Source organism: Vibrio sp. 2-Bac 85 (genome assembly GCF_037546705.1).
Classification (GTDB): Bacteria; Pseudomonadota; Gammaproteobacteria; order Enterobacterales; family Psychromonadaceae; genus Psychromonas.
Genome location: NZ_JALAAB010000020.1, coordinates 54999 through 80193, shown reverse-complemented (window position 1 = coordinate 80193; position 25195 = coordinate 54999). Strand labels below are relative to the sequence as shown.

Below are 25195 nucleotides of genomic sequence, written 5' to 3'. Positions count from 1 at the left end.
GATATATTGATATATTGATATATTGATATATTGATATATTGATTTTATTCCGTATTTGTATAGCCGAGTGTCACTTATGTAAAGTGATTCTAATTTAGTTGAGATTACTGGCGGCATAAATCTTTTTTATTGAAAATCTAAAAATAAGATATTGGCTATTTCTATTTCTATTTCTATTTCTATTTCTAGTCAGGATATATATAGCCGTTGCCAACCAATATTAGTCATAACGTAAAGGTTAACTAATATTTCCTATAGGCCAATTGTGTTGTTCATTTCAATAAAAGCCAAGTCAAGCTCAGCTAAGTCAGCGCGTGCTGATTCTAGTTCTCCGGCTTGGTATTTAAGCTGTAACGAATAAGCTATTTTATGTATTTTGTCATGAGCATTTTCAAGCTGTTGCATCTCTTCTTCTGTAAATAACTGCTCTTGTTTCCTTAGGAAAGTCCAGTTACCACAATGACATAGTTGATTATCAAGTATTGGCCAAACTATTTTGTTATTCGGGGGTAATAAAATCTGTTTTCTTAGTTTATCTTTCCACTGTGTGGTAATTAGCTTAAATATTTTCAGATTTTTTTGTTTATTATTGTGCTCTTTTTTACTGCAAGTGATCCAGGTTTGGTTAGGAATATAGTCACTTAACCATTTCGACAGGGCTGGTGCTGACATCGGTTTCGCTATTCCATAACCTTGAGCTTGTTGGCATCCCATCAATAACAGCATCAATCCATGCTCATTAGTTTCAACGCCTTCAGCAATAACATTACGATTAAATGATTTTGTTAATGAAATAACACCATCAATAATTGAGTAATCACTTGGATCATCTAGCATGTCTCTGACGAAACTTTGATCAATCTTAATCGTTTCCGCAGGTAAACTTCTTAAATGAGTTAATGATGAGTAACCTGTGCCAAAATCATCCAAAGCAAAACTGACACCTAACAGCGTTTGACACTCCTTGATAATATGAGTAATTGTTTTGAGATCACCTAAAGTAGAGCTTTCCAAAATTTCTAATTGCAAACATTGAGGTTTAATTGCAGGGTGTTCAGCTAAGCACTGTTCAAGCACAATAAAAAAAGAGGAAGAGAGCAGGTGATAAGAAGCAATATTGATACTCACTTCAAGTTCAATACCTTGCAGCTGCCAGTTTTCAAGTTGTTGCAGGGCCTCATTGATAACCCATTCTCCAATCTTAATTTCTAATGATGTTCCGTCGATAAATGGTAAGAAATCTAGTGGTGGTATCATGCCTCTTTCTGGGTGAAGCCAGCGAATTAAGGCTTCGGCTCCAAACACCTCACCTGTTGCCATATTAACTTTCGGTTGATAGTACAATTGAAATTCATTATTGATTAAAGCGCGATTAATTTCTTCTAATTGAAGGTTGTGTTGAATTATACGTTGGTCTGAATCTGGACTATATAATTGAGAGCGATTTTTACCCGCTAATTTAGATTGGTACATTGCATGGTCAGCATGACGTAATAGAGTATCTATATCAGCATTATCTGATGGATAAAGGGTAACACCACTAGAGACAGTAAGATGATGCTCAATATCATCAATTATATAAGGTATGGCTAACGCTTTATGAATGCGTTTGACGGTTGCTTCATATTGTGAAGGCGATTTAATATCATTCAATAAGATGGCAAACTCATCACCACCTTGGCGGGAAACCGTGTCTTCTTCTCGGATGCAACCAATAATACGTTCTGATACTTCAATTAATAAATGGTCACCCGCTTCGTGACCATAGGTATCATTTACAGGTTTGAAATTATCTAAATCTAGGAAGCACACCGCTAGTTGATGGCCTGTACGAATACTATGGGCAATAGATTGATGAAAACGATCTATAAATAAAGCTCTATTAGGTAATTTAGTCAGTACATCATAGTGCGCCATCAGGTTAAGTTTTTCTTGTTGTTGCTTAATGCTGGTAATATCGGAAAATACACCTATGTAGTGAGTGACTCGATTTTGTTGATTGGTTAGTGATGAGATATTGAGCAGTTCAGCATAGAGTTCTCCTTGTTTTGTTCTGTTCCAAACTTCGCCTTGCCAATGCCCGTGGGTTTTAATTGATGACCACATCTCTTCATAAAACTGCGGGCTTTGCTTACCAGACCCTAAGAAGCTGGGCAGTTTACCCATAACTTCCTGTTTGCTAAAGCCTGTTATTCTAACGAAGGCTGGATTAACATCCACAATAAGTTGCTGAGCATCTGTAATGACAATACCTTCATTAGTATCACTAAATACTTTAGAGGATAGTAGTAATCTTTCTTCTGCTTTTTTACGTTGGCTAATATCCTGAGCAACGACAAGAATAGTTTTAGCTAGGCCGCCGACTTTACGAGTAAGGGAAATGGTCTGCTCAACCCAAACGATATGCCCATCTTTGTGCATATAACGTTTATCCATTGTTGTAGATTGTTCTTTACCACTTAATACTTTATTTCGTTTACTTAAATTGCTTTTTAAATCATCAGGGTGTGTGATTTTTTCAAAAATATTAGGGTCTGACATTTCTTCTTTACTGTAGCCAACCATATCGCAAAACTGTTGATTAATACGAATGACCTTTTTGATATCAAAACTGACCAATGCAACGCCAACCGATGCTTGTTCAAAAATAGTACGAAATAGTTGTTCACTGACCTCTAAAGATTCTCTGGATTCATATTGATCTGTAACATTACGAACAACACACACAAGTTGGTCATGCAAATGAATTCTATTAAGTCGAGCTTCCAAGTGAGCTACTTGATTATTAGTAGATAATTGATAATTAAAAGTAACTACCTTATCTACCTGCGTTGTCTCATCTATTTTTGATTGGAATAATGCGCCAGTATCTTTTGGTAAAATATCTTGCATGCGTTTACCAATAAATTGTTCGGGTACTTTAAACAGCTCGCTTTTATTTTGTGTACGATAATCTAGAATTTTTCCATCGGATTGTATACGAAAGTAAGTATCTGGTAGCGCGTTAAATATGCTTTGTAGCTCTGCACTATGTTGTAAATTAGCTTTCTCTGCTTTTTTTAGATCCGTTATATCCTGTACTATTCCAACCATTAATTTTGATTGACCTGGTGCGTCAATCACATGCCCACCTGAAGCTAAAATCCAACGAATTTCACCGTCGGTTCGAATAATTCGACACTCAATTTTCCAATTTACTTTATTTGCAATAGCTTGTTGAAGTTTGTGAGTTACTTCTATTTGTTCTTCGGGGATGACGTGTTGAAGAAATGTATCTGCGGTCCAATGGGGTACCAATGATTCGTAACCAAATATTTGGTCGTGTGTCAGAGAACGTTGAGAACTCTGGTTAACAAGATTAAGAGACCAATTACCAACCTTGCTTTGTTCTAGAACCAGCTCTAAGTCAGTATCATCTTTTTTTGTTGTATCTTCTATTTGTCTATATTTTTGTCTGTGTTTTGTCGTATCAATAGCTTGGATCATATAACCAGAGAGTTGGTTATTAGGGGTATAAATAGCAGTTGTCGATACATCAGTATAATAAACAGAGCCATCTGCAAGTTTGTAACTATCTTCCGTTATTACCGCTTTATGTTGATTAGAAGCTTTAGCCAAGCGTGTTATCCAAAGACTCTCCCATTCAGGCAAGTTAGACCATGCAGGTGATTTCCAAAATAACTTGCCAATATAATCTTCTTTTTTCACACCTTTTGATGTTAATGCTAAGTCATTAACGTCTAAGATATTTCCTTCCGGTGAGAGTATTGCCATGAAATAAAATGGTTGATTGAAAGCCATTTTAAATAACAGCTCCGTATCATTAATCAGTAGGTGAGGTGACTTTGAATTGTTTAATTTCATAGTTTAACATTATACAAAGTTGGTAGTAAAAATAGGCTAGGAAAACTGAGCGTGCTTAAAGGAAGTTGGACGTTTATAAGTTTTTGCATTGAGAGAAAAATAGTAGATGTTTTTATATAAATTTTAGCGCTTATTTGTGGTTCAAGGTTTGTCATTTTTTTATCCTTGCTATTTAAACTGAGTAGCCAATATAAGCTTACTATTAATAGATGGCTTCGGGGACAACTTGAATGGTCTGATAGTGAGGGAGTAGACCTAATATTAGATGAAAATAGTATATAAATTTTATATGAAAACAAATATAGCTGATAAATGTATATCAATGTAAATCATTGATCACAGCTTAAAAAAATCATTTAATATATCTAGATAATAACTATTTTTAAGCGATTTAAACTCTGAAAGTGATATGGCGTTTACCAGTATTATTTACAGGTTGCACACAATATAACTAGTTTTATTGTGTGCAACCTCCACCTAGAGCCTTTTGCTTTGAATCTAAGTTGTTTATTTCTTAATAATTGTTTGTACTTGATTTCTGCCTTTATTTTTAGCGGTATATAATGCTGAATCAGCTTTGCCGATGAATTGTTCTAAGGAATCGCCGGTTTCATATTCTCCAACACCTATGCTAACTGTAATCTTGATTAAATTCATTTCTTCATCCAGTTGATAAGGGTGCAACTCTATATGTTTTCGTAGTTTTTCTGCAACGATTAAACTTTGTTGCAAATCCTCATTAGGTAGCAGTAAAATAAATTCTTCTCCGCCATAGCGCACCAGTAAATCATCAGCTCTTAAGGTTTTTCTAATATTGTTAACAAAATGAGTTAACACTTTATCTCCAACAAGATGCCCATGAGCATCATTTACTTTTTTAAAATAATCGATATCAATTAACAATAGAGAGAGAGGTTGATTAAGCATATCGGCTTGTTTAAAAAAGCATATCGACTTTTCATCTAAGTAATGTCGATTAAAAACACCCGTTAAATTATCTCTGTAAGCAACATCTTGTAATAGACGTTTTGAATGTTCGATTTGCTCAGTGCGCTGTTTTATTTTTAGTTCTAAGCTTTCATTTAGTTCCTGTAAGGCTTTGGTTTTTTCTGCAACTTTTTCATTCAACTTATTATTTAAATCTTTCAATAAATTCTGTCTGTATATAAAGGCCGCAATAATGGCTAATACGATAAACAATAACCACCATAATAATTGATAGTTAAATTTATCAATATATTGAATGGATGCACTTTTATCGGTAATACTCTTGATTGATTTTTGCGATAGGTTATCAATTAGTTTGTTAAATATACTTAATAAAAGAGGGTGATCATTTCTTACGCCAAGACCAAGCTCTCTTTTTTGGTCAAATTTCCCACTGACTTTTAACTGTCCTAAGAAATCTTCTTGTAAAAAATAGCCAACAGCATCTAAAGCATCAATGAAACCATAAAGTTCGCCGTTAGCTACTTTATTAAGGCCATCTTTTATCGAATTAACATTTACTATAATGATATTGGGGTAAGTGTTTTTAATTATATCCTGTTGCGCATAGCCTTGAACCATGCCAATTTTTTTATCTATTAAGAGAGTAAAATTGTTAACAAATGGCTGGTCTGGTTTAGTCACTAATACTCGGGGAAAAGTTAAGTAAGGAGAAGTAAAATTAAGAAACTCTTCTCTCTCTTCAGTGACACCTGCAAGTGATAAAAGGTCACACTTCCTTTGTTTGGCAAAAACTACCGATTCAGCCCATGATTCAGTTTTCACGATATCTAATGGAATAGGTAGGCGCTTTCTAAAGATATCAAGAAACTCAGTATTCAACCCAATATGTTGACCTGTATTATCAAAAGCATCATAGGGTAACCAGTTAGGATCAATACATACTGTTATCTTTTGCTTATTCTTTAAATAGCTTTTTTCCTGCGATGTTAAGAACAGAAAAGGGTTCGTTTTATCGTAAATGAACTGACTGAAATCAATCGGTCCTTTATCAACCCCTAGTACCTTATATAAATCAAAGCTCTTTTTTAGTTTATTCTCATCAATAACACCAAGTGTTGGTGTATTGAGGTAGGCTAATTTTTTAAGTGCTTTTGCTTCAAATAAAAGGGCTGATTTACTTATGTTTTGTTCATTGTATTTTTCAAATATTATATCAACGGCTTCATCTATATTATCAAACGCATATTGCCAGCCTTTTAAAGATGCGGCTCTAAAGGCTTCGGCCTGTAGTTTATTATTAGCCATAAAATTTTGGCTGGTATACAAAAAATCGCTATACAAATCAAAACCATAATCTTGTGGTGAAAAAGTATTAAAGGGTACACCTAAGGCTTCTAAATCGTGTGGGGTTTTTGATACATAACCAGAGATTAAATCAGTTTTGTTATTGATGAGGTCTTTTATATCATGCGTATGAGTTAAATAAGTTAAGTCTGATTCTTGCACATGGTGTGAACTCAACATGGACTTCAATGAGACTTGCTGAGCATCGGCCTGGGTGGTCATGATCCGTTTACCTAGGAAATCTTTGAATGTATCAATATGAGATTTTTTAGTGCTGAAAATAGCTAAGGGACTGGATTGAAAAAGGGCATACAAAGCAATTATTTTTTTATGTTGAGCTTGCTCTAAAATGAGGTTTTCTTTACCAACTGCAAAATCTACTTTGCCATCAGTGACTAATTGAGCGATCTCATTTTGTATCTCAATGTGAAAAGGTTTTATTGTCAGTGCTAAACCAACTTCATTATAAAAGCCTTTTTCTTTGGCCATATAGTAGCCAGCAAATTGAAATTGCTCAAACCAAGAAGCTTGCAAAGTTATTTGCTTGAATTCTTTTGCATGCAGTGTATTAACAAACAATGCAAAAAAACAAATACACACTCTGATATTGATGGGCACTCAGAATTCCTTTTTTGACAATGCAGATTTACATATCAGATATTAAATAATACTAATGCTCAATTATTAATGATAACAGATATTGCAGAGTGCATATAAACCTTTTTTTGATAAAGGAGTTATATAAATCAATTTAAAATCTGCGCGATAAAATATCTATGTATATTGTGGATAAAAAACAAGGAATAGGTAGGTAGGATTGATTGTTACAACAATGTCATCACATTAGTATTAGCATTATTTACAGGGTTTATAAAAAATGTAAAAAGCCAATGTGATGTTTATCTAAGACTTATCTAATAGCTATATTTTCCTATCTCATGCTTAAACACTTTAGCGTTAATTCGCATAGTAAGAAGTTATCGATATTATCTATTTTTCTTGTATCTTTTTCTTCTTGCTTCTTTAACTTCAATTTTCTTTTTCAGTTTTTCTGCCATGATCACTTCAACTTCCAGTTTTTCAACCGCCACCATTTCAGGTATTTCTAAACTTAATAAACCTAATGCGCCAGAACGCAGCTCGTTTAACAGGATTGTTGATACTTTGTAGATATCAAAATGCCCACCTGCACGCAATGCACCACGACGTTTAGCAATCAGTTCCATTAACTCATGGTCCGATTGCGGAGTTTCCTCAAACTCATAACGCTGCTGTAAACGAGGCAAATAGTGTTTTATTAAATATTCCGCTGCGTAATATGCAATATCTTCATACTCAATAGCAGTATCTTTAATCGCTCCCGTTACCGCTAAACGATAACCAGAATTTGCATTCTCAATTTTAGGCCATAAAAAACCTGGTGTATCGGACAACATAATGCCACTTGGTAAGCGGATACGTTGCTGATTTTTAGTCACTGCAGGTTCATTACCCGTTTTAGCAATAATACGATCAGCTAAAATATTAATGATGGTGGATTTACCTACATTAGGAATACCCATGATCATGGCTCGAATTTGTTTATCTTGCCCTAATCGATTAGGTAACATCTTTTCACAGAGTTTAGTGATCTGATGCACTTGCTCAGGTTTGCTAGTGGTAATGGCAATCGCTTTTACATCTTGATCTTGTTCTAAATACTCAATCCATCTGGCGGTAATTTCTGGATCCGCAAGGTCCGCTTTATTTAATACTTTAATACAAGGCGTTTTCTTTCTAATAGCTGCTATCAGTGGGTTTTCGCTACTGTAAGGGATACGTGCATCAACAACTTCAATAATAATATCAACTTGTGGAAGTACTTCTTGAATTTGTTTGTGTGCTTTGTGCATGTGTCCAGGAAACCACTGGATATTCGCTTTACTCATTTAATTTTACTGCCTTTTTTGTTCTGTGCGTTACTCATGGGGTACTATGTGGGGTACTAAATGAGTTTGCTTAATTTAATTATTTATCAGGGATAGTGTAACTGATGAAAGATAAGATATACATTTAATTAGGTGGAACTCTCCTCTCTTGCAAATTCTATGTATTATTTTATTAGCTGATAGCTTATTTTTAAAAACTCGATTAAGGGTTTGCTTTAAGGCTAAAATCGAACATGTTTACTTTGGTAGATGACATTAATTTTTTGATTTTGTTTAGGGGGGAATCTTTACTTTTAAACTCAATCTTCTCAAATATTACTTTATATTTGCATATCAGTTTTAAGTGCCTATCTTGTAATTCTTTTGACTTTTGAAGTGCATCTTTGTTTTTTAGTACTTCAAGTTAGTTTGTAAAATGATTCTTTGCTAAACTTTATGCCGTAAGCTGATCGTTAAGATAATTGTGCTGAAGTTCCTTTTTACGGAATAACAGCGTACAAGATAGTTGAATTAATGAAATCTCCCCCTTGATGCGTATAGAGCTATTGTAAGATATTAAGGGTGAAGGGGCTATGTGATAGTTTTTTGAACACTACCTTTTATAAAGCATCCCGTTTTTTTATATCTATTAGAGTTTTAGCTGTTATTCCAAGCATTTTTGCTGCTTCTTTTTGGTCGCCACAGAGATATTCTGCTGATCTTGCTAATTTGGCTTTAAACTCGTTGGTGATGTCTTTCAATGATAATTGATTATTTTCATTTAAGAAATTTTCCAGAGAAATCTCTTTTTTCTTCGATGGCACTCTCCAATTGTCACTTACATAGTCAACCAAAGAAGTATCTTTTTGAATTAGGAAGGTATCGTCTAAGCAGCGTTGATAGTCTGCACATAGGATTGATATTTTCTCTAAGTCTCGATAATTACCTTTAAAGTCTCTTTTTGTATCTGTTAACCAAGCTTTAAAGTCGGGCTGAAAGTAAATATCGCTAGTTTCTAATATTGGATTATGAATTTTATGAGAGCCCATAAACTTCATTTTTTTCCAGATGTTATTAAATTCTTTTGAAATTGATTCCCCAGGTTTCAGCGCATCAATTTTAAGCACCCGTTGACTAATTCGATCGAATAAATCTGGCAAGATCAAATTATCTAATTCATCTTCTTTTGCATTACTTGCAACTATTAGTTGAAAGTTCGAGTGTTTGGGGTCCTTTGCACCTAAAGGAGTGAAATAGAAATTGCCATCTTCTTTGGTTTGCAGTGCAGTTAGCAGCATTGATTGGGTCGCTTTATCAAGATGATGTACTTCATCTAAAAATAGTACCCTCCCATCTCCATTGGCCCTCGAAAACGCACCATTTTTGGTTTCTGCTGCACCAGTAAAAGCTCCTTTTACATGACCAAATAGTTCACTCCTAGCTAATTCAGGGTTACTTTGAAATTGAGCACAATTAATAGATATTATATTTTCATCACCATAAACATCAGTGACCACTTTAGTTTTACCGGTGCCCTTCGGGCCAAGTATTATAATCGTAAAGTTATCATTAAAATTTTTATATTGTTCTAACCATCGGTATGTTATTCGCTGATCTTTAGATAATTCTTCACTTGGATTGTCATCTTCTAGATGAGTGATTAAATCTTTGTCTGCCAATTTGATAACGACAGGGGTAAATCGCTCTTTGTCTTTCGCAGTTTTACTCGTTCTGCATTTAATAAAGTAGGTTGGCTTTAGAATTGGTGAAGACCAAGATAAATAATGAAAGGCTAACTGAAATGCTGTGGCAGTTCCCCAAAGGTTAATATAAGTATTTTTTGTTATTTCAGATTTAGACAACCATGACTTAAGAGCTGCAGTTGTTTTATATTCATTCTCCAAATCTGCATAGCCTACATCTAATGAAACAAACTCATATTTTTCTTTGTTAAAAACAAGAGAATTTTTTTCATACCATTTGACTTGTGTAGCAAGGCTAAATTCATTGATGATATGCCATACATCTTGCAGATTTCTCCAGTTATTTTCTAGCCACTGATAATCTGGGAATTTTTTGTTTTCATTATTATCAAAGTACTTAATTAATTTATCTAGATCTTCTAGGGTTTCTTGTGCATTTTGAGATATTTCCTCGATGCTACTTTTTACTAATGTTAGCTTTTCTTCGGATTTAAATTCTTTCCATCGAGATGTGACAGCTTCGCACTTTTTATAATCTTTAGGCAATAGATAGATTACCTTTTCAAGGTTATTGAGTGATGGATTATTTTGTATTTCCTCCATAGCTTTATATTGGTTTTTGCTAATACCTTCCTTACTGAATTTGCCAGGACTATCATTGATTGTCTTCAATATTACATCTAAAAAACCAATACCATGACGCTGAAAGAAAGGGGTAATGAAAGTAAATCCTGAGCACATATCTAAATAACCTTAATGATTAAAATTTAATTTAATTAACTAAAAAGTAAATTTATATTAACATTAAAGTGATCTTTATGTGTGTTTGTTTTTTGTAAGTAGCTTTTATATTTTAATTGAAAAATAAATTATTACTTAAAGTTTTGAAATATAACGATTTATTTTTATTTTTATTCTTGTTTTTCCCTTTTGTTTATTTTGGCATGCCAAGTGCTATGTATAGAAGTATCGAATTAGCATCTAGCTCTATAAAAATTTAATTCGATGCAATCAATACCAGTAAATTCATGTTTTTATAAATTAAGGAGTACAAATCATGACTAAGAAAGTAATTAATAATACAGCTAACCAACCTAATGCGAATAAAGGAGTTAATGGCTCTAATCAAAAATATGCCAAAGCGATGGGGAATCGTGGTAAACAGTTAAATACGACGCCAAATAATACCAATGGAGGTAAGAAATGAATGCTCATCGACTTTGTGTTACCTGCACTGATGGTCAGGGGAAAATAAAATCTACATATGAATCTATAAATAGAGCCAAATCAACAGCTAGTTTTATATGGAAGCAAGAAAAAGTAAATCTTCATGTATATGAATGTCCTCATCATCAAGGTTGGCATTTAACCAAAAAAATTTAATTAATTTAAAGGATTTATCATGAGAAAAGGTTTAAAAATAATCGATGGTTTGTATCTCAATATGGCTAATATTGTTACTTTTGAGGTTGCATCTGAAGAATTAATTGTTGGTTTAAATGCAGCTGCAGTGTACATACCCGACTTTTTGCATATCTCCTTTAATGAAGAGGAACCTTTGGGTAAAGAAGACCTAGGTTTTGAAGTTACAGGAATTGTATACGTTGAAATTAATCATTTACATCGAATCAAACGCGAGATAAGCAATTATCTAGGAGTTGATGAACTAGCCCTTATCAAGAATAAATCAGTTATAGAGTGAACTGCTGATTATTATCAATTTAAACATAATGATAAATATGGGTATTTAACAACTGATACTCATATTTATTAAAATTAATAATATTAATTTCTAATAAAAATAGTAAATTAACAATAAAATTAAGGAGTTAATAATGAATGAACAACAGCGAATGAGTTTTCATTATCCGGAAGGGTTAGCGGCTGTAATTGATGCTTCTGGTGCTTATCATATTACTGCGAGTGAAAAACAAGCATACCCTCACCGGTTTGTTAAAACATTTGGTTTTTATGGTGGGATTGCAACGGTTGTTGATGTTAAAGGGTATCTGCATATTAATGTTGATGGGGATGTGATACACGAGCATCGCTTTAAATGGTCTGGAAATTTCCAAGATGGCTTATGTTCAGTCGAGGAGCGTTCAGGTTTTTATCATATTAAGAATAATGGTGATGAAGCGTATTCACATCGGTTTAGTTATGTTGGTGATTATCGCTATGGTATAGCTGTAGCTTATCAAGGTAGTAGTGCATTCCATATCAACGAGCAGGGTCAAAGGTTGTATTCGCAACGTTTTGAATACGCAGAACCATTCCATAAAGGTTGTGCAGTAGTTAGAGATAGTGAAGGTTATTTTCATATTGATATAACAGGACAAGCTATTCATGGCTTAAGGTTGAAACGTGCGGAGCCATTTTATAATAATTATGCCTTTTGTGAAGATCATAAGGGGCGATTAATTCGATTGTTAGAGAATGGTCAATATAACTACGTAGCGCCAAAAGACAGTTCGATATCACTAAATGAAATTACAAATTTTGTAAGCAATGGTAATAAGGTTGCGCTGTTAGTTCGCCATTCTGACCGATATGAAATTACTAAAGACACGCCAAATTGGGGAAATGATATTCCGCTTAATGATGATGGCAAGCAACGTGCCGTTGTATTCGGTCAAGCAATAGCCAAATTGCGTGACGTTCAAGTCATTGCTAGCCCAGTATTTCGGTGTGTACAGACAGGGCAATATATTTTAAAAGGAATGAAACCATCAAGTAGCCATAGCGATGTTAATACTATATTGGGTGATCCTGGTGTGTATTTTGATGGCACATTTGAACATGAATCTGAAATGATGAATGACTTTCATGGATTTATGGACCGTTTTCTCGAGACTGGTTTAAGCAAAGGGATGCGGGCATTGGCTGAAGCATCTGAAGAGCTGTGTGACTTTATTAAAAAAATAATGAATAAATCAAATATCTCTGTCTTGGTTAGTCATGATCTACATGTGGCGTGCATGATGCGTTTTCTTGGATTGAAAAAGCCAGACAGAGATGACTGGTGTGACTATTTAGAAGGTATCTGTTTTATTGAAGATCAAGGAAAGTTATCGGTTAGGCATTTGATTGGGTTAAAGGACGAATCAATATGCTAACGATTGGATTGTATGGTGCGGTTGATCCATTAGGACTGCAGCGATCTCACGATCATAGCGTTGCCGTAATGCGCGATGGCAAGGTGTTATTTTGTTGTGAATTAGAACGTGTTACGGGGATTAAACATGATGGGCGGCTTGATCAGTATGTAGAAAGCATACTTCAACCATGGCTTAATTCTGAGGAAGATATTCAATGGGTCTTAGTGAATAACTTTATGAGTGATCAGTTTTCTAGTGCGGGTGGTAACGTTATTTTTGAAAATAACGGGAATTTACCGGTTGAACATATATTTAGAAAATTAACTGATAAACAATATGTGCTGACACATGAAATGGGACATATTGCAGCTTGTTTACCCTTTTATGGGAATTTTAAAGCGAATAGTTTACTTATTCATATTGATGGTGGGGCTTCAAACTCATGTGCGTCTGCATGGTATTTTGACGGCCAAAAAATACAACATTTAGATCATGCTTGGCACCCAGAGTTAAAGGTGGCGGTAAATAATTTCAATGCTAATCCTTTGTCAGCAAAAATATTGAATATCGAACTGAAAGATCACCTGTCGATGCCTGGTAAATTAATGGGGTATGCAAGCTTTGGTAAGTATTCCAAAATATTACATCAGTCATTGATTGATAATCACTGGTATGTTGAGGAGGCCGAATCTGTCGATATTTGTGGTTCGAGAGGGCCGGATATCGCCTGTTGCATGCAGCGTGAGCTTGAAGAGCAAGTTCTCTCTTATATCAATAAGTTTAAAATCCAAACGGGTGCTACTTCGCTTTATTACGCTGGCGGGGCTGCACTTAATATACATGCCAATGTAAGAGTTGAGCGAGAACTTGAATTTGAATCGGTATTTATACCGCCTGCACCAAGTGATTGTGGATTAGCACTTGGCGCTGCCGCATTCTTTGATTGGAAAAATGGTAAAGAGATAAAAATACACTCTGCTTATTTGAATTCAAGTATCCCTGAAAGTAAGACAATGGCTACGCTTTCTAATTCTTCTGGTGGAATTTGTGTGGTGACAGATATAGATCAAGTAGTAACGCTAATTGCTGAAGGGGAAGTTGTTGCGGTTTTTGCGGAAAATGGAGAACTAGGTCCTCGCGCACTTGGTCATCGTAGTTTGTTGATTAGACCAGATTCAATTTTATTAAGAAAGCAACTCAGTGAAGTCATGAAACAGCGTGAATGGTATCGACCCGTTGCTCCTATTATGCTAACGAGTACAGCCGAATTAGCGCTTATGGAGTATTCAAAAAAATCGCATTTATCTCGCTTTATGCTTGGTGCTTGGAAGGTGAAAAAAGATTGGCAACAGCACTTTGTTGGCTGCATTCATGCAGACGATACCGTTAGAGCACAGGTTGTCGCTGACACTGAACTCGAAACAGCACATATTCATCAACTATTAATACAACTGCGGGATCAACACGAAATACAAGGAGTAATTAATACTTCATTTAATAGCCGTGGTGTTCCCATTGTTGGGACGTTTGAACAAGCTATAACGCAGTCGAAAAAATTAGGCGTTAAGTTTTTGTGGCGTCCACCTCTAACTGAATAAATATTATATTTTAGGAGTAAATGTGAAAAAAATTCTAATAACAGGCCATGAAGGTCTTGTCGGTAGCCATTTAATGGTGCAATTAAAGAAAGCTGGGTACTTACCTGTTGGGTTAGATATTGAAGCCAAAAATAATGACTTTAAGGGCAATGTTATTGATCGGGATAGATTAAAATTAGCTATGCAAGGTTGTGTTGGTATCGTTCATCTTGCCGCTGTATCTAGAGTTGTTTGGGGGGAGAATAATCCCGATCTTTGTTGGCAAACCAATGCAGAGGCAAGTAAACAACTAATCACTTTGGCGTTGGAAAGTGATCATCAACCTTGGGTGATGGTTTCAAGCAGCCGAGAAGTTTATGGTGAATCAGTAGCATTGCCTGTAACAGAAGACGCTGAATTGAAGCCAGTTAACGTTTACGGACGAGCTAAACTCGCGATGGAAGAAGCCACTCAATTCGCACGTAAACAAGGATTACAGACTTCAATTGTGCGATTAGCTAATGTATATGGAAGTATTGATGATCATGCTGATCGTGTATTACCAGCCTTTTGTCGAGCTGCCGTTTTAGGAGAAGTATTGAGAGTAGATGGAATGGACCATACATTTGATTTTACGCATATATCTGACACTGTAGATGGACTAATGCGAGTCATTGATAAATTAGACTCTGGGGAAATGAATTTGCCTCCAATTCATTTTTTACCCGGATTGCCAACTACTTTAGGTGAAGCTGCTTATTTTGCTATTCAGGCTGCAAATAGTAGTTCCACTATTCAAGAAGCTCCTTCACGATCTTATGATGTTGCTCGATTTGTTGGGGATGCAACACGTGCTAAAACTCTTTTGGGGTGGGAAGCAAAAATCACTCCAGAGCAAGGAATAGCTTTGCTAGTTAATAAGTTTCAATTAAGTGTAAATAAAGAAAAGGTCGTAGCATGAAAATTTTAAAGGTAATTCATGGTTATCCAATGCGATATAACGCAGGTTCAGAGGTATATTCGCAAACGCTATGTCTAGGGCTTTCTGCTAGAGGACATGAAGTGCATGTATTTACGCGTGAAGAGGATCCTTTTAGAGCAGATGGTGCGATGCGATATGAAACAGATGTTGATGATCCTAAGATTAAACTCTATATAACAAATAATCCAAGATATAAAGATCGCTATCGCATGGATGTTGTTGATCAGGAATTTGCAAAAGTTCTCGATAACGTGAAGCCTGATATTGTGCATGTCGGCCATCTTAATCACTTATCAACGTCACTTATTTTTGAAGCTAAAAAACGTAATGTGCCAATAGTTTATACCCTGCACGATTATTGGCTAATGTGCCCTCGCGGGCAGTTTATGCAGATGCATTCAGAGGATAACAACTTATGGGCTGCTTGTGAGGGGCAAGTAAATAGAAAGTGTGCAACGCAATGTTATGCGCGTTATTTCTCTGGGGCTGATGAAGAGCGAGAAGAAGATATTGCATATTGGGAAAAATGGGTTGATCGAAGAATGACGCACATCAGAGAGGTTGTTGAACAGGTCGATTTGTTCATCTCACCTGCAAAATATCTTAAACACCGATATGAAAATGATTTCGGGTTACCTCCGGAAAAGAGCATTTATCTTGATTATGGTTTCGACCGCAAGCGTATGAAAAACCGTACTCGCATTGCAAGTGAATCGTTTACCTTTGGTTATATCGGTACGCATATCCCGGCAAAAGGTATCCATAAATTAATAGAAGCGTTTGGAATGATTAAAGGTAATTCAACCTTACGAATTTGGGGAAGAAGCCATGGCCAAGAAACAAAAGCATTAAAAGGTATTGCAGACAGTTTACCTTTAGACAAGTCTTCTCAAATAGAGTGGATGCCGGAATACAAAAACCAGCAAATAGTTGATGATGTTTTTAATAAAGTTGACGCAATTGTAGTGCCTTCGATATGGGTTGAAAATTCGCCATTGGTTATTCATGAGGCGCAGCAAGCTAGAGTACCTATAATTACTGGAAATACAGGAGGAATGGCAGAGTACGTGCATCATGAAGTAAACGGTTTACTGTTTGAACACCGATCTGTTGAAGATATGGTTAAACAAATGCAACGCCTGGTGGACGATCATTCATGGGCAACAACACTTGGTGAGCGAGGGTACCTATTTAGTGAAGATGGTAATATTCCTGATATTGAAGATCAGATTATTGATATGGAAAAAATTTATAAAGGGTTATTAGGATGAGCGATACCTCTTCAATGCCTTGGCGCATGACAATCGATACCAATCCAGATATGTGCAATCTTAATTGTGTCATGTGCGAAGATCATTCAATACATGCAGAGTCACAACGTGATCGTAAACGTAAAGGAACGCAAAGACCAAATATGCCTAAGGAGCTACTCGAAAGAGTGGTGAGACAAGCTTCAGAGATTGGCATCACTGAGCTTATTCCATCAACGATGGGAGAGCCGTTGCTTTATCGAAACTTTGATTTGATTTTAGATTTGTGCGAAGAACTCAATTTAAAAATTAACCTGACTACTAATGGTACTTTTCCAAGTCCTGATAAACACCAAAATGTCGAATATTGGGCAAGTCGAATAACGCCAATTGGTAGTGATGTAAAAATCTCATGGAACGGTGCAACGGCTAAAACACAAGAACAAATAATGCCTCGTTCCAGTTTCACCGAGCATGTTGATAATGCGAAGCGTTTTATTGCAGTTCGCAATCAAGTTGCCAAAGACGGGGGGAATTACTGCAAGCTCACTATGCAGCTTACATTTTTGGAACTCAATCTTGCAGAGATACCTCAAATGGTAGAAATGGCGATAAAGCTAGGCTTTGACCGTGTAAAAGGTCATCATTTGTGGGCTCATTTTGACGAGATTAAATCATTCTCATTACGAGAAAGCAGTGAGTCAATAAAACGTTGGAATCTAGTCGTTCAGCAATGCCATGATATTGCTGAAAAACATAATTTAGTTAATGAGCATAAAATACTCCTAGAGAATTTCTTTGAGTTAGATCCTAATCAAATTGAGAATATTGCTCCAGATGGGGAATGCCCTTTTCTTGGTAAAGAAATGTGGATTGACCCAAATGGGCGTTTCAACGTTTGCTGTGCGCCAGATCAACAAAGAAAAAAATTAGGTGACTTTGGTAATTTAAATGATGTTTCAGTACAAGAAATATGGTCAAGCTCTTCTTATAAGAGTTTGTGTACAAGCTATATGGATAATGCGCTTTGTAAAACTTGTAATATGCGAAAACCGAAAAAGATTGTAAAGTAATTAAGTTTAATATTTTTTTTGATTAAACAGTTGCTTTGCTGGAAGTTGATAATTGATCTAGCAGGCATCCATTTTATTATGGTATTGCTAGGTCAAATTTTCTTACTTGACTATATATTTCTTTGTTTGTAGGCCTAAAAATAAAATTTTTTGCTAAACCTAATTTTTTAAGTTACTTCAATATGATCACTCCATCAACTCATTATTGATTTTCTATTTTTAAAAAAGTCAGAGCTGTTACAACTCGCTCTTGTTTCATTTTGATCTGAGATAGATAGTCATGCTTCTATATATAAACTATCAAAACTACTTTCATGTAAAGTTATGTAGGCCATCCTTTATAGTTAAGACTTCCTTTAATCGCTGCCTTAGCTGTATATGAGCTTAAATGGCTTCCTACACTCTAATTTTTTGGAAAAACCTTAATTACTACAGATTGCCCACATAATCTGAAGTATTTTGATACTTGAATCTGTTAGTGGGATTTTACCATTTTTCATTTCTTTCGGAATTCTCCAACATCTCTTTTTTGTATCTATATCGCCCCATCTTATTCGTACGGCTTCTTTGGGGCGTGCCATTGTATGTAATTACCACAATATGAGGGGGGCTTGTTTTTATTTGTTTAGTTGTGAATTATTTCAGTGTTTTAAAAACTCTGGTAATTGAACTGGTGCTAACGTCGGCATATGCTCAACTTAGTTCTTAGCAAATGCATAATAATGCGTGAGAGTGGGTTAGCGTTAATATAAGTATAATCAACGGCATAATCCATTATCTGATTTAGACTTTGGAAAGTACGTTTTAAGATTGATAATTTTCCGCTCAACTCAATTTTTATAGAATATTAAATAAGTTCAACGGGCTAATAGTTTCAATATGCTACTTACCAAAGAAATTGAAAATATAATTTTCTAACATTTTCCAATCTCTTTCTGCATGTTAGATTGATACTTTTAGTTTTTTCTGTCGTGCCACAATTCAGTTACAGAATATAAGGTACTTGCTTCTTTTCTTTGGATTTTTATTTTTTGTTCTTGAATATAGGTTTTTAGATCTAAGCGCAGAGCAAATAATGATTTATATTTATTTGTTAAATTACGATCGTTTACTAATGAAAGGGTAGGATAAACTCCAAGGTTTAGTTTGACGTATTTTGATGTGATTGAATGACGATATTTGAATTGCCAAGCTTTCGTTCCATGGGGTACTAAAAGTTGTAGTTCGTCGTGTTTATTAATGGACATTAATAGTTTTTTAAGTTGTTGATTTTTATGTTGTTTAATAAATCTCACTGGAAGTGTGTTGAAGTGGCAGTTCATGTCCAGGAAACCACTGGATATTCGCTTTACTCATTTAATTTTACTGCCTTTGGAATTTTTTATATCATGACTGATATTTAAGCTTAACATGACTTGAAACCCTGCTTGAAAATTAAATTCGTTAATCGGGGGAAGGTTTTTAAGTACAATGTTGATAATTTTTTATTTTAACTGATGATCGGATAGATAGACATGTAATTAATGGTTAATAATAAGCCATAGCCATAAAAAGCTATTTGAACCTGATGGCAACAAATTTTTACTGCTTTATTGGACTTGAAAATTAATTCATTTATTACTTAACGTCTTTTCTACTTGTCGCGCTCAATGACTTTGTTATACTGCCGAAAATTCCCTTGCTTCTTACTAGTTTGTTGATTTACATCATGCAAATATATTTGGAAATGAAGTAGGAGGTTTAATTGATTTTTCCGGATCATTAAGGTAATAACTTTTGAGTGTACTGTTTCCTCTACAATATTGTCAGCAAATTAAATCGCAATCCACAGTTAGTGGATTAGGTTTGAGTGCCCGTACAATAGGAATGGAGCGCAAGTTACTGCCTATTTTAACGCTATTATGCATTTATGTATTCATGTTGTTGAATGGCTTAATTGACGATATTAGCGAATTAAATCATCTATTAAGTGAAGGGGCTTTTTCTGAGTCTATGTCAGTTAATAGTGGCAGCCTTTTTGATGACTCATTAATGTCGAGTCAACTATTAATTGGTTTATGCTGGTTATTATTTTTATGCTTTCCTGCACGCCGAACGGCGATGGTGTTACGTAAAACAGCGGTTTCTTTTTGCGAAACCCTACAATCTTTTATTTCCCTCAGTATTCACGGTTGCCGTGCTCCCCCAGCTGTAAATGGTTAATCGCTACCTGTAGCTTAGCTGTTTTAGTTTTTTAATCATCTTTGTTTTTTTGTAGCCGCATGTGTTTGCGATTCACCTCCCTTATTCAATCTACTGTTATTTTTTGTCACCCAATTTTTGTGTTGAGTAAAAATATCAGAGAATTTCTACTCCGTTGTTTTATGTACCGACTTTATAGTCACTGTGGTGCATCAAATAACATCTTTTAAATTTTAGGTTATATCAATTCACTTAATTACATGTGTTTAGTTGATTTACTACAGTAAGTTAGCTTTTTCATTAGTTATGTGAATTGGTATTAGTAGGATAGTCCATTGTTAATTCGCAACCTTTGTAATATAGCCTTAGCTAGCATGGTGCTGGTTTTGTCCGGCTGCTCAGGCGGAGTGCTCGACCCAAAAGGTCAAATAGGTATTGATGAGAAAAACTTAATCATCATCGCTACTGTACTCATGCTGCTCGTCGTGATCCCCGTTATTGTGATGACTTTATATTTCGCATGGAAATATAGAGATACACAAACTCATGAAATTTATGCCCCGAAATGGGCTCACTCAAATAAAATAGAAGCTTTTGTTTGGGCTGTTCCTATTGTTATCGTCATTATTTTAGGCGTTATGACTTGGCAATCAACTCATAGCTTAGACCCTTACAAGCCGATTGAAGGTAAAGGCAAACACCTTACAGTTGAAGTTGTTTCGTTAAACTGGAAATGGTTATTTATTTATCCGGAACAAGGTATTGCTACAGTCAATGAATTGGTGTTCCCAGCTAATGTCCCGGTTGAATACAAAATCACCTCAGAAAGCACCATGAACTCATTTTTCATTCCACAGTTGGGTAGTCAAATTTACTCAATGGCCGGTATGCAGACTAAGTTGCATTTGATCGCTAATGAGCCAGGTACCTTTAAAGGTATTTCTGCTAACTACAGTGGCGCTGGTTTCTCTGGTATGAAATTTAATGCGATTGCAACACCTACTCAAGGTGATTTTGAACAATGGGTGAGTGATGTTAAAGCGCAGGGGGGCTCATTAACGAAAGCAAATTATGATCAATTAGCTTTAGCCAGTGAGAACAATCCTGTGACTTATTACGGCAGCGTTGATAAAGGCTTGTTCCATACCATTATCATGAAATACATGGCTGGTATGAATGGCTCGCGCAATATGGATAAAAATAAAGAGATGGGAAGTATGAAACATTTGCATCATGAAATGGCTGAACATTCAGTTAGCTCAGCTAACAGCCAAGGCGAGGAGTAATTATGTCGTTTTTAGGTAAATTATCGATAGATGCCATTCCGTTCCATGAACCTATTTTAGTGTTCACTATGGGTGCCATCGCTATCGGTGGCATTGCACTTTTTGCACTCATTACAAAGTATAAAAAGTGGGGTATTTTATGGACTGAGTGGATCACATCCGTAGACCATAAACGTTTAGGTATTATGTACATCCTTCTTGCTTTAGTGATGTTGTTCCGTGGTTTCAGCGATGCGATCATGATGCGTTCACAACTTGCATTAGCAACCAGTGGTGCGCCGGGTTATCTTCCGCCTGAACATTATGACCAAATATTTACGGCACATGGTGTGATTATGATCATCTTTATGGCGATGCCATTTATGGTGGGATTAATGAACATCATTTTACCGTTACAAATTGGTGCGCGTGATGTTGCTTTTCCTTTCTTAAACAATTTAAGTTTTTGGTTAACAGCCAGCGGTGCCATTTTAATTAATATGTCACTTGTGTTTGGTGAGTTTGCTAAAACAGGTTGGGTTGCTTATCCACCACTTTCGGAGCTGACATTTAGCCCTGGAGTGGGAGTAGATTATTATATTTGGGCCCTACAAATATCTGGGTTGGGTACATTATTAACATCTGTTAACTTTTTAGTGACGGTCTTAAAAATGCGTGCACCAGGTATGACATTAATGAAAATGCCTATTTTCACTTGGACCTGTACTTGGGCAAATATTTTAATTGCAGCATCTTTCCCAATCTTAACCGCATTGTTAACAATGCTAACACTTGACCGTTACCTTGGTTTCCACTTCTTTACTAATGATGGTGGTGGTAACGCCATGATGTACATCAACCTGTTTTGGGCTTGGGGTCATCCTGAAGTTTATATCTTAGTACTACCTGCTTTTGGTATATTCTCTGAAATTATCTCAACCTTTACCAGTAAACGTTTATTTGGTTATACGTCAATGGTTTATGCAAGTGGTGCAATTTCAATCTTAGGTTTCATCGTGTGGTTACATCACTTCTTTACCATGGGGTCGAGTGCCAACGTTAATTCCTTCTTTGGTATGGCGACCATGGTTATCGCTGTGCCAACAGGGGTGAAGCTTTTCAACTGGTTATTTACTATTTACCGTGGTCGTTTACAAATGACTGTCCCAGTAATGTGGACACTTGGATTTATGGTTACCTTTACTGTCGGTGGTATGACGGGGGTGTTATTAGCGATTCCAGGTGCTGATTATGTTCTACATAATAGTCTGTTCTTAATTGCACATTTCCATAATACGATCATTGGTGGTGCGGTATTTGGTTACCTTGCTGGTTTCACTTTCTGGTTCCCTAAAGCGATGGGCTTTAAGCTTAACGAACGTTGGGGTAAAGGTGCTTTTTGGTGTTGGTTAATTGGTTTCTTCCTTGCGTTTATGCCACTTTATGTACTTGGCTTCCTCGGTATGACTCGTCGTTTAAATCACACTAATAATCCTGATTGGAACATCTGGTTACACATTGCCATGGTGGGTGCTGTGATCATTATGTTCGGTATTATTTGCCAAGTGATTCAATTGTACGTGAGCTTTAGAGACCGTGAGGCCCTTGATGATAAAACGGGTGATCCGTGGAATGGCCATACACTTGAATGGGCAACATCTTCTCCTCCACAGTCTTATAATTTCGCCGAAATTCCACACATCGATGATATTGATGCATGGACGGATATGAAAGAAAAAGGCCAAGTTTATCAAACTAAAGCGAGCTATGAACCTATCCATATGCCTAAAAACACAACGGCAGGCGTATTTATGGGGATCACTTTAACGGCGTTCTGTTTTGCCATGATCTGGCATATTTGGTGGTTAGCGATTGTAGGTTTGGTGGGCGGTATTACTGTCTTTATCCAACGTTGTTACAGCAAAGATGTCGATTTTTATGTGCAACCACAAGAAATATTAGCAACAGAAAAAGCCCATAATTTAAGCGCAAGTAAGGGGATAAATGCATGAGTACTGTTAGTGCACAAATAGATACTAAAGCAGTATCTCATGAGCATCATGAACACCATGATACTTCCGGAGATACGATTTTTGGTTTTTGGTTATACCTAATGACTGACTGCTTGTTATTTGCCTCGTTCTTCGCGACTTATGCTGTTTTATTTATGAATACAGCGGGTGGTGTATCGGGTAAAGATATCTTTGAACTCGATTTTGTAGCAGTAGAAACAGCCGCATTATTGATCAGTAGTATTACTTTTGGTTTTGCCATGATTGCTGCACAAAGACAAAAAAAGGGATGGACCTTAAATTGGTTGTTGATCACTTTTTGCTTAGGTGCTTCGTTCATCGCTATGGAACTTTATGAGTTTACTCACCTTATCGAGCATGGTAATGGCCCTCAAGGAAGTGCTTTCTTGAGTTCATTTTTTGCCTTAGTCGGATTACATGGTTTACATGTAACAGCGGGTTTGATCTGGATGACGGTAATGATAATAGAAGTTGCTCGTCGTGGTCTTGGCAATGCAACAGTGACTCGTTTGAGTTGCTTAAGCTTATTCTGGCACTTTTTAGATATTGTTTGGATCTGTGTTTTCACTGTTGTTTATTTAATGGGAGCAATGTAATGAGCCATAACGAAATAGAGCATGATGCCTCTCATGGTAGCGTCAAAACCTATCTAATTGGTTTTGTATTATCTGTTATTTTAACTGCCATTCCATTTTATGTGGTGATCAGTGGAGACTTTTCAAAAGTCACCACTCTGTGGAGCATTGTTATTTTAGCAATAGTACAAATTTGGGTGCATTTGAAATACTTTTTACACCTTAATTTTATTACCGAAAACGGTCGTTTAAACAGCTTCTCATTCCTGTTCAGTGCGATGATTATCATTATGGTAGTGGGATTATCTGTTTGGATTATTTATGCATCAAACGCAATGATGATGTATTAAATTAATCAACCCTGCGGCAATCGTTTGTTGCAGGGTTATTTTCAATCAGAGTTGATACTAGGATACGTAAAAGTTTACAAACTTAGTAAAGCGTATTAAACCGAGTTATAGATGGCAAAAAAGAGGTTAAAGATGTTTCGTCGTTATTGGAGTGTGACCAAGCCGGGTATCATTATGGGGAATTTTATCAGTGTGGCGGGTGGTTTTTTACTCGCGTCACGTGGTGATATTGATCCATGGTTGATGATCGCAACATTATTAGGTTTATCTTTTGTGATTGCTTCTGGGTGTGTCATTAATAATGTGATTGATAGAGATATTGATATCAAAATGGCGCGCACGCGTACGCGAGTAACTGTGACTGGCGAGATGTCTGCGCTAGCAGCTTTATGCCACGGTGTTGTATTAGGGGTGATTGGTTTTGGTTTATTGATTGCTTATACAACGTCGGCTGCTGTATTTTTTGCTGTATTTGGTTATGTTATTTATGTGGGTGTTTATAGCCTCTATATGAAACGTAACTCTATTTATGGCACATTTATCGGTAGTTTATCCGGCGCTGTGCCACCTGTGGTTGGCTATTGCGCAGTAACAGGGCGCTTTGATATGGAGGCGTTGATATTATTAGTGATGTTTAGTTTATGGCAAATGCCACACTCTTATGCGATCGCTATTTTTCGCTTTAAAGATTATCAAGCTGCGAATATTCCAGTGCTACCGGTAGCTAAGGGAATTGATAAAGCAAAACGTCATATTGTGCTTTATATTGCCATCTATGCGTTAGTGGTGATGTTATTGCCTATTGGTGGATATACTGGCGCGGCCTTTATGGCGGTTGCTTGTACGACTAGTTTTTGGTGGTTGTTAATGGCATTACGCGGTTATCGTCGTGATATTGATGTGATTGGTTGGGCTCGACAAGTGTTCGGTTTTTCTATTGTTAATATTACTGCATTGAGTATTGCGATGGCGATGGATTATCAAATGATTGCTCCGCAATTCGCGCTGTTCAATTGAGTTAAAGGCGTTTTGACAGTGCAAG

Annotated in this window: 20 protein-coding genes; 14 read left to right on the top strand and 6 right to left on the bottom strand. The window is 36.0% G+C overall.

Translation table 11 applies throughout. From position 1 onward, the window contains the following. Positions 1-252: 252 nt before the first annotated feature. From MT390_RS17360 to MT390_RS17345, 4 genes are all read right to left on the bottom strand, one after another. Positions 253-3801, bottom strand: a complete 3549-nt coding sequence (locus MT390_RS17360) for a PAS domain S-box protein (RefSeq protein WP_499442380.1) — start codon at positions 3799-3801, stop codon at positions 253-255. 570 nt (positions 3802-4371) lie between these two features. Further along, positions 4372-6777, bottom strand: a complete 2406-nt coding sequence (locus MT390_RS17355) for a diguanylate cyclase (RefSeq protein ID WP_499442379.1) — start codon at positions 6775-6777, stop codon at positions 4372-4374. 368 nt (positions 6778-7145) lie between these two features. Continuing rightward, entirely contained in the window at positions 7146-8087 is a 942-nt protein-coding gene (gene ylqF, locus MT390_RS17350; RefSeq protein WP_166370509.1) for a ribosome biogenesis GTPase YlqF, read from the bottom strand. Between the two features lie 599 nt (positions 8088-8686). Continuing rightward, positions 8687-10510: a sigma 54-interacting transcriptional regulator gene (locus MT390_RS17345; protein WP_499442378.1), complete on the bottom strand. Its 1824-nt coding sequence runs from the start codon at positions 10508-10510 to the stop codon at positions 8687-8689. Between the two features lie 316 nt (positions 10511-10826). Here MT390_RS17345 and MT390_RS17340 point away from each other — a divergent pair, with 316 nt between their 5' ends. The 8 genes from MT390_RS17340 to MT390_RS17305 all read left to right on the top strand — a co-directional run bounded on the left by MT390_RS17340 (position 10827) and on the right by MT390_RS17305 (position 17749). After that, positions 10827-10976 (top strand): hypothetical protein, encoded by a 150-nt coding sequence (locus MT390_RS17340; protein WP_499442376.1) that lies wholly within the window; start codon positions 10827-10829, stop codon positions 10974-10976. Further along, positions 10973-11152, top strand: coding sequence for a hypothetical protein (locus MT390_RS17335; protein ID WP_499442375.1), 180 nt, complete (start codon positions 10973-10975; stop codon positions 11150-11152). The genes MT390_RS17340 and MT390_RS17335 overlap by 4 nt, the downstream gene beginning before the upstream one ends. Before the next feature lie 19 nt (positions 11153-11171). Further along, positions 11172-11471, top strand: coding sequence for a hypothetical protein (locus MT390_RS17330; protein ID WP_499442374.1), 300 nt, complete (start codon positions 11172-11174; stop codon positions 11469-11471). A gap of 133 nt (positions 11472-11604) precedes the next feature. Beyond that, positions 11605-12885 carry a histidine phosphatase family protein gene (locus tag MT390_RS17325; RefSeq protein WP_499442373.1) on the top strand — a complete coding sequence of 427 codons (1281 nt, stop codon included), beginning with the start codon at positions 11605-11607 and terminating at the stop codon, positions 12883-12885. Continuing rightward, a complete protein-coding gene (locus MT390_RS17320) occupies positions 12879-14465 on the top strand; it encodes a carbamoyltransferase C-terminal domain-containing protein (RefSeq protein WP_499442372.1) in 1587 nt (528 codons plus the stop codon). Before MT390_RS17325 ends, MT390_RS17320 begins: the two co-directional genes overlap by 7 nt. Before the next feature lie 22 nt (positions 14466-14487). Beyond that, entirely contained in the window at positions 14488-15405 is a 918-nt protein-coding gene (locus MT390_RS17315; protein ID WP_499442370.1) for an NAD-dependent epimerase/dehydratase family protein, read from the top strand. Continuing rightward, entirely contained in the window at positions 15402-16697 is a 1296-nt protein-coding gene (locus MT390_RS17310; protein ID WP_499442369.1) for a glycosyltransferase, read from the top strand. Before MT390_RS17315 ends, MT390_RS17310 begins: the two co-directional genes overlap by 4 nt. Then, the gene (locus tag MT390_RS17305) at positions 16694-17749 is read left to right on the top strand and encodes a radical SAM protein (RefSeq protein ID WP_499442367.1); all 1056 of its coding nucleotides are present in this window, start codon (positions 16694-16696) and stop codon (positions 17747-17749) included. Before MT390_RS17310 ends, MT390_RS17305 begins: the two co-directional genes overlap by 4 nt. A 422-nt stretch (positions 17750-18171) precedes the next feature. Here the strand turns inward: MT390_RS17305 and MT390_RS17300 are convergent, their stop codons facing one another. Further along, complete coding sequence (locus tag MT390_RS17300) at positions 18172-18330, bottom strand: hypothetical protein (protein WP_499442366.1); 159 nt, start codon at positions 18328-18330, stop codon at positions 18172-18174. Positions 18331-18705: 375 nt separating this feature from the next. Then, a complete protein-coding gene (locus tag MT390_RS17295; RefSeq protein ID WP_499442364.1) occupies positions 18706-19071 on the bottom strand; it encodes an integrase arm-type DNA-binding domain-containing protein in 366 nt (121 codons plus the stop codon). A gap of 454 nt (positions 19072-19525) precedes the next feature. On the opposite strand from MT390_RS17295, the gene MT390_RS17290 reads away from it, so the two are divergent. The 6 genes from MT390_RS17290 (at position 19526) to cyoE (ending at position 25170) form a co-directional block, all read left to right on the top strand. Then, positions 19526-19951, top strand: coding sequence for a hypothetical protein (locus MT390_RS17290; protein ID WP_499442363.1), 426 nt, complete (start codon positions 19526-19528; stop codon positions 19949-19951). Positions 19952-20304: 353 nt separating this feature from the next. Then, positions 20305-21216, top strand: a complete 912-nt coding sequence (gene cyoA, locus MT390_RS17285; protein WP_499442407.1) for a ubiquinol oxidase subunit II — start codon at positions 20305-20307, stop codon at positions 21214-21216. 2 nt (positions 21217-21218) lie between these two features. Continuing rightward, on the top strand, positions 21219-23207 hold the full coding sequence (gene cyoB, locus MT390_RS17280) for a cytochrome o ubiquinol oxidase subunit I (protein ID WP_499442361.1): 1989 nt from the start codon (positions 21219-21221) through the stop codon (positions 23205-23207). Continuing rightward, the gene (gene cyoC, locus MT390_RS17275; RefSeq protein ID WP_499442359.1) at positions 23204-23824 is read left to right on the top strand and encodes a cytochrome o ubiquinol oxidase subunit III; all 621 of its coding nucleotides are present in this window, start codon (positions 23204-23206) and stop codon (positions 23822-23824) included. The genes cyoB and cyoC overlap by 4 nt, the downstream gene beginning before the upstream one ends. Continuing rightward, a complete protein-coding gene (gene cyoD, locus MT390_RS17270) occupies positions 23824-24153 on the top strand; it encodes a cytochrome o ubiquinol oxidase subunit IV (protein WP_499442358.1) in 330 nt (109 codons plus the stop codon). The genes cyoC and cyoD overlap by 1 nt, the downstream gene beginning before the upstream one ends. Before the next feature lie 132 nt (positions 24154-24285). After that, on the top strand, positions 24286-25170 hold the full coding sequence (cyoE, locus tag MT390_RS17265; RefSeq protein ID WP_166370497.1) for a heme o synthase: 885 nt from the start codon (positions 24286-24288) through the stop codon (positions 25168-25170). Positions 25171-25195: the final 25 nt, after the last annotated feature.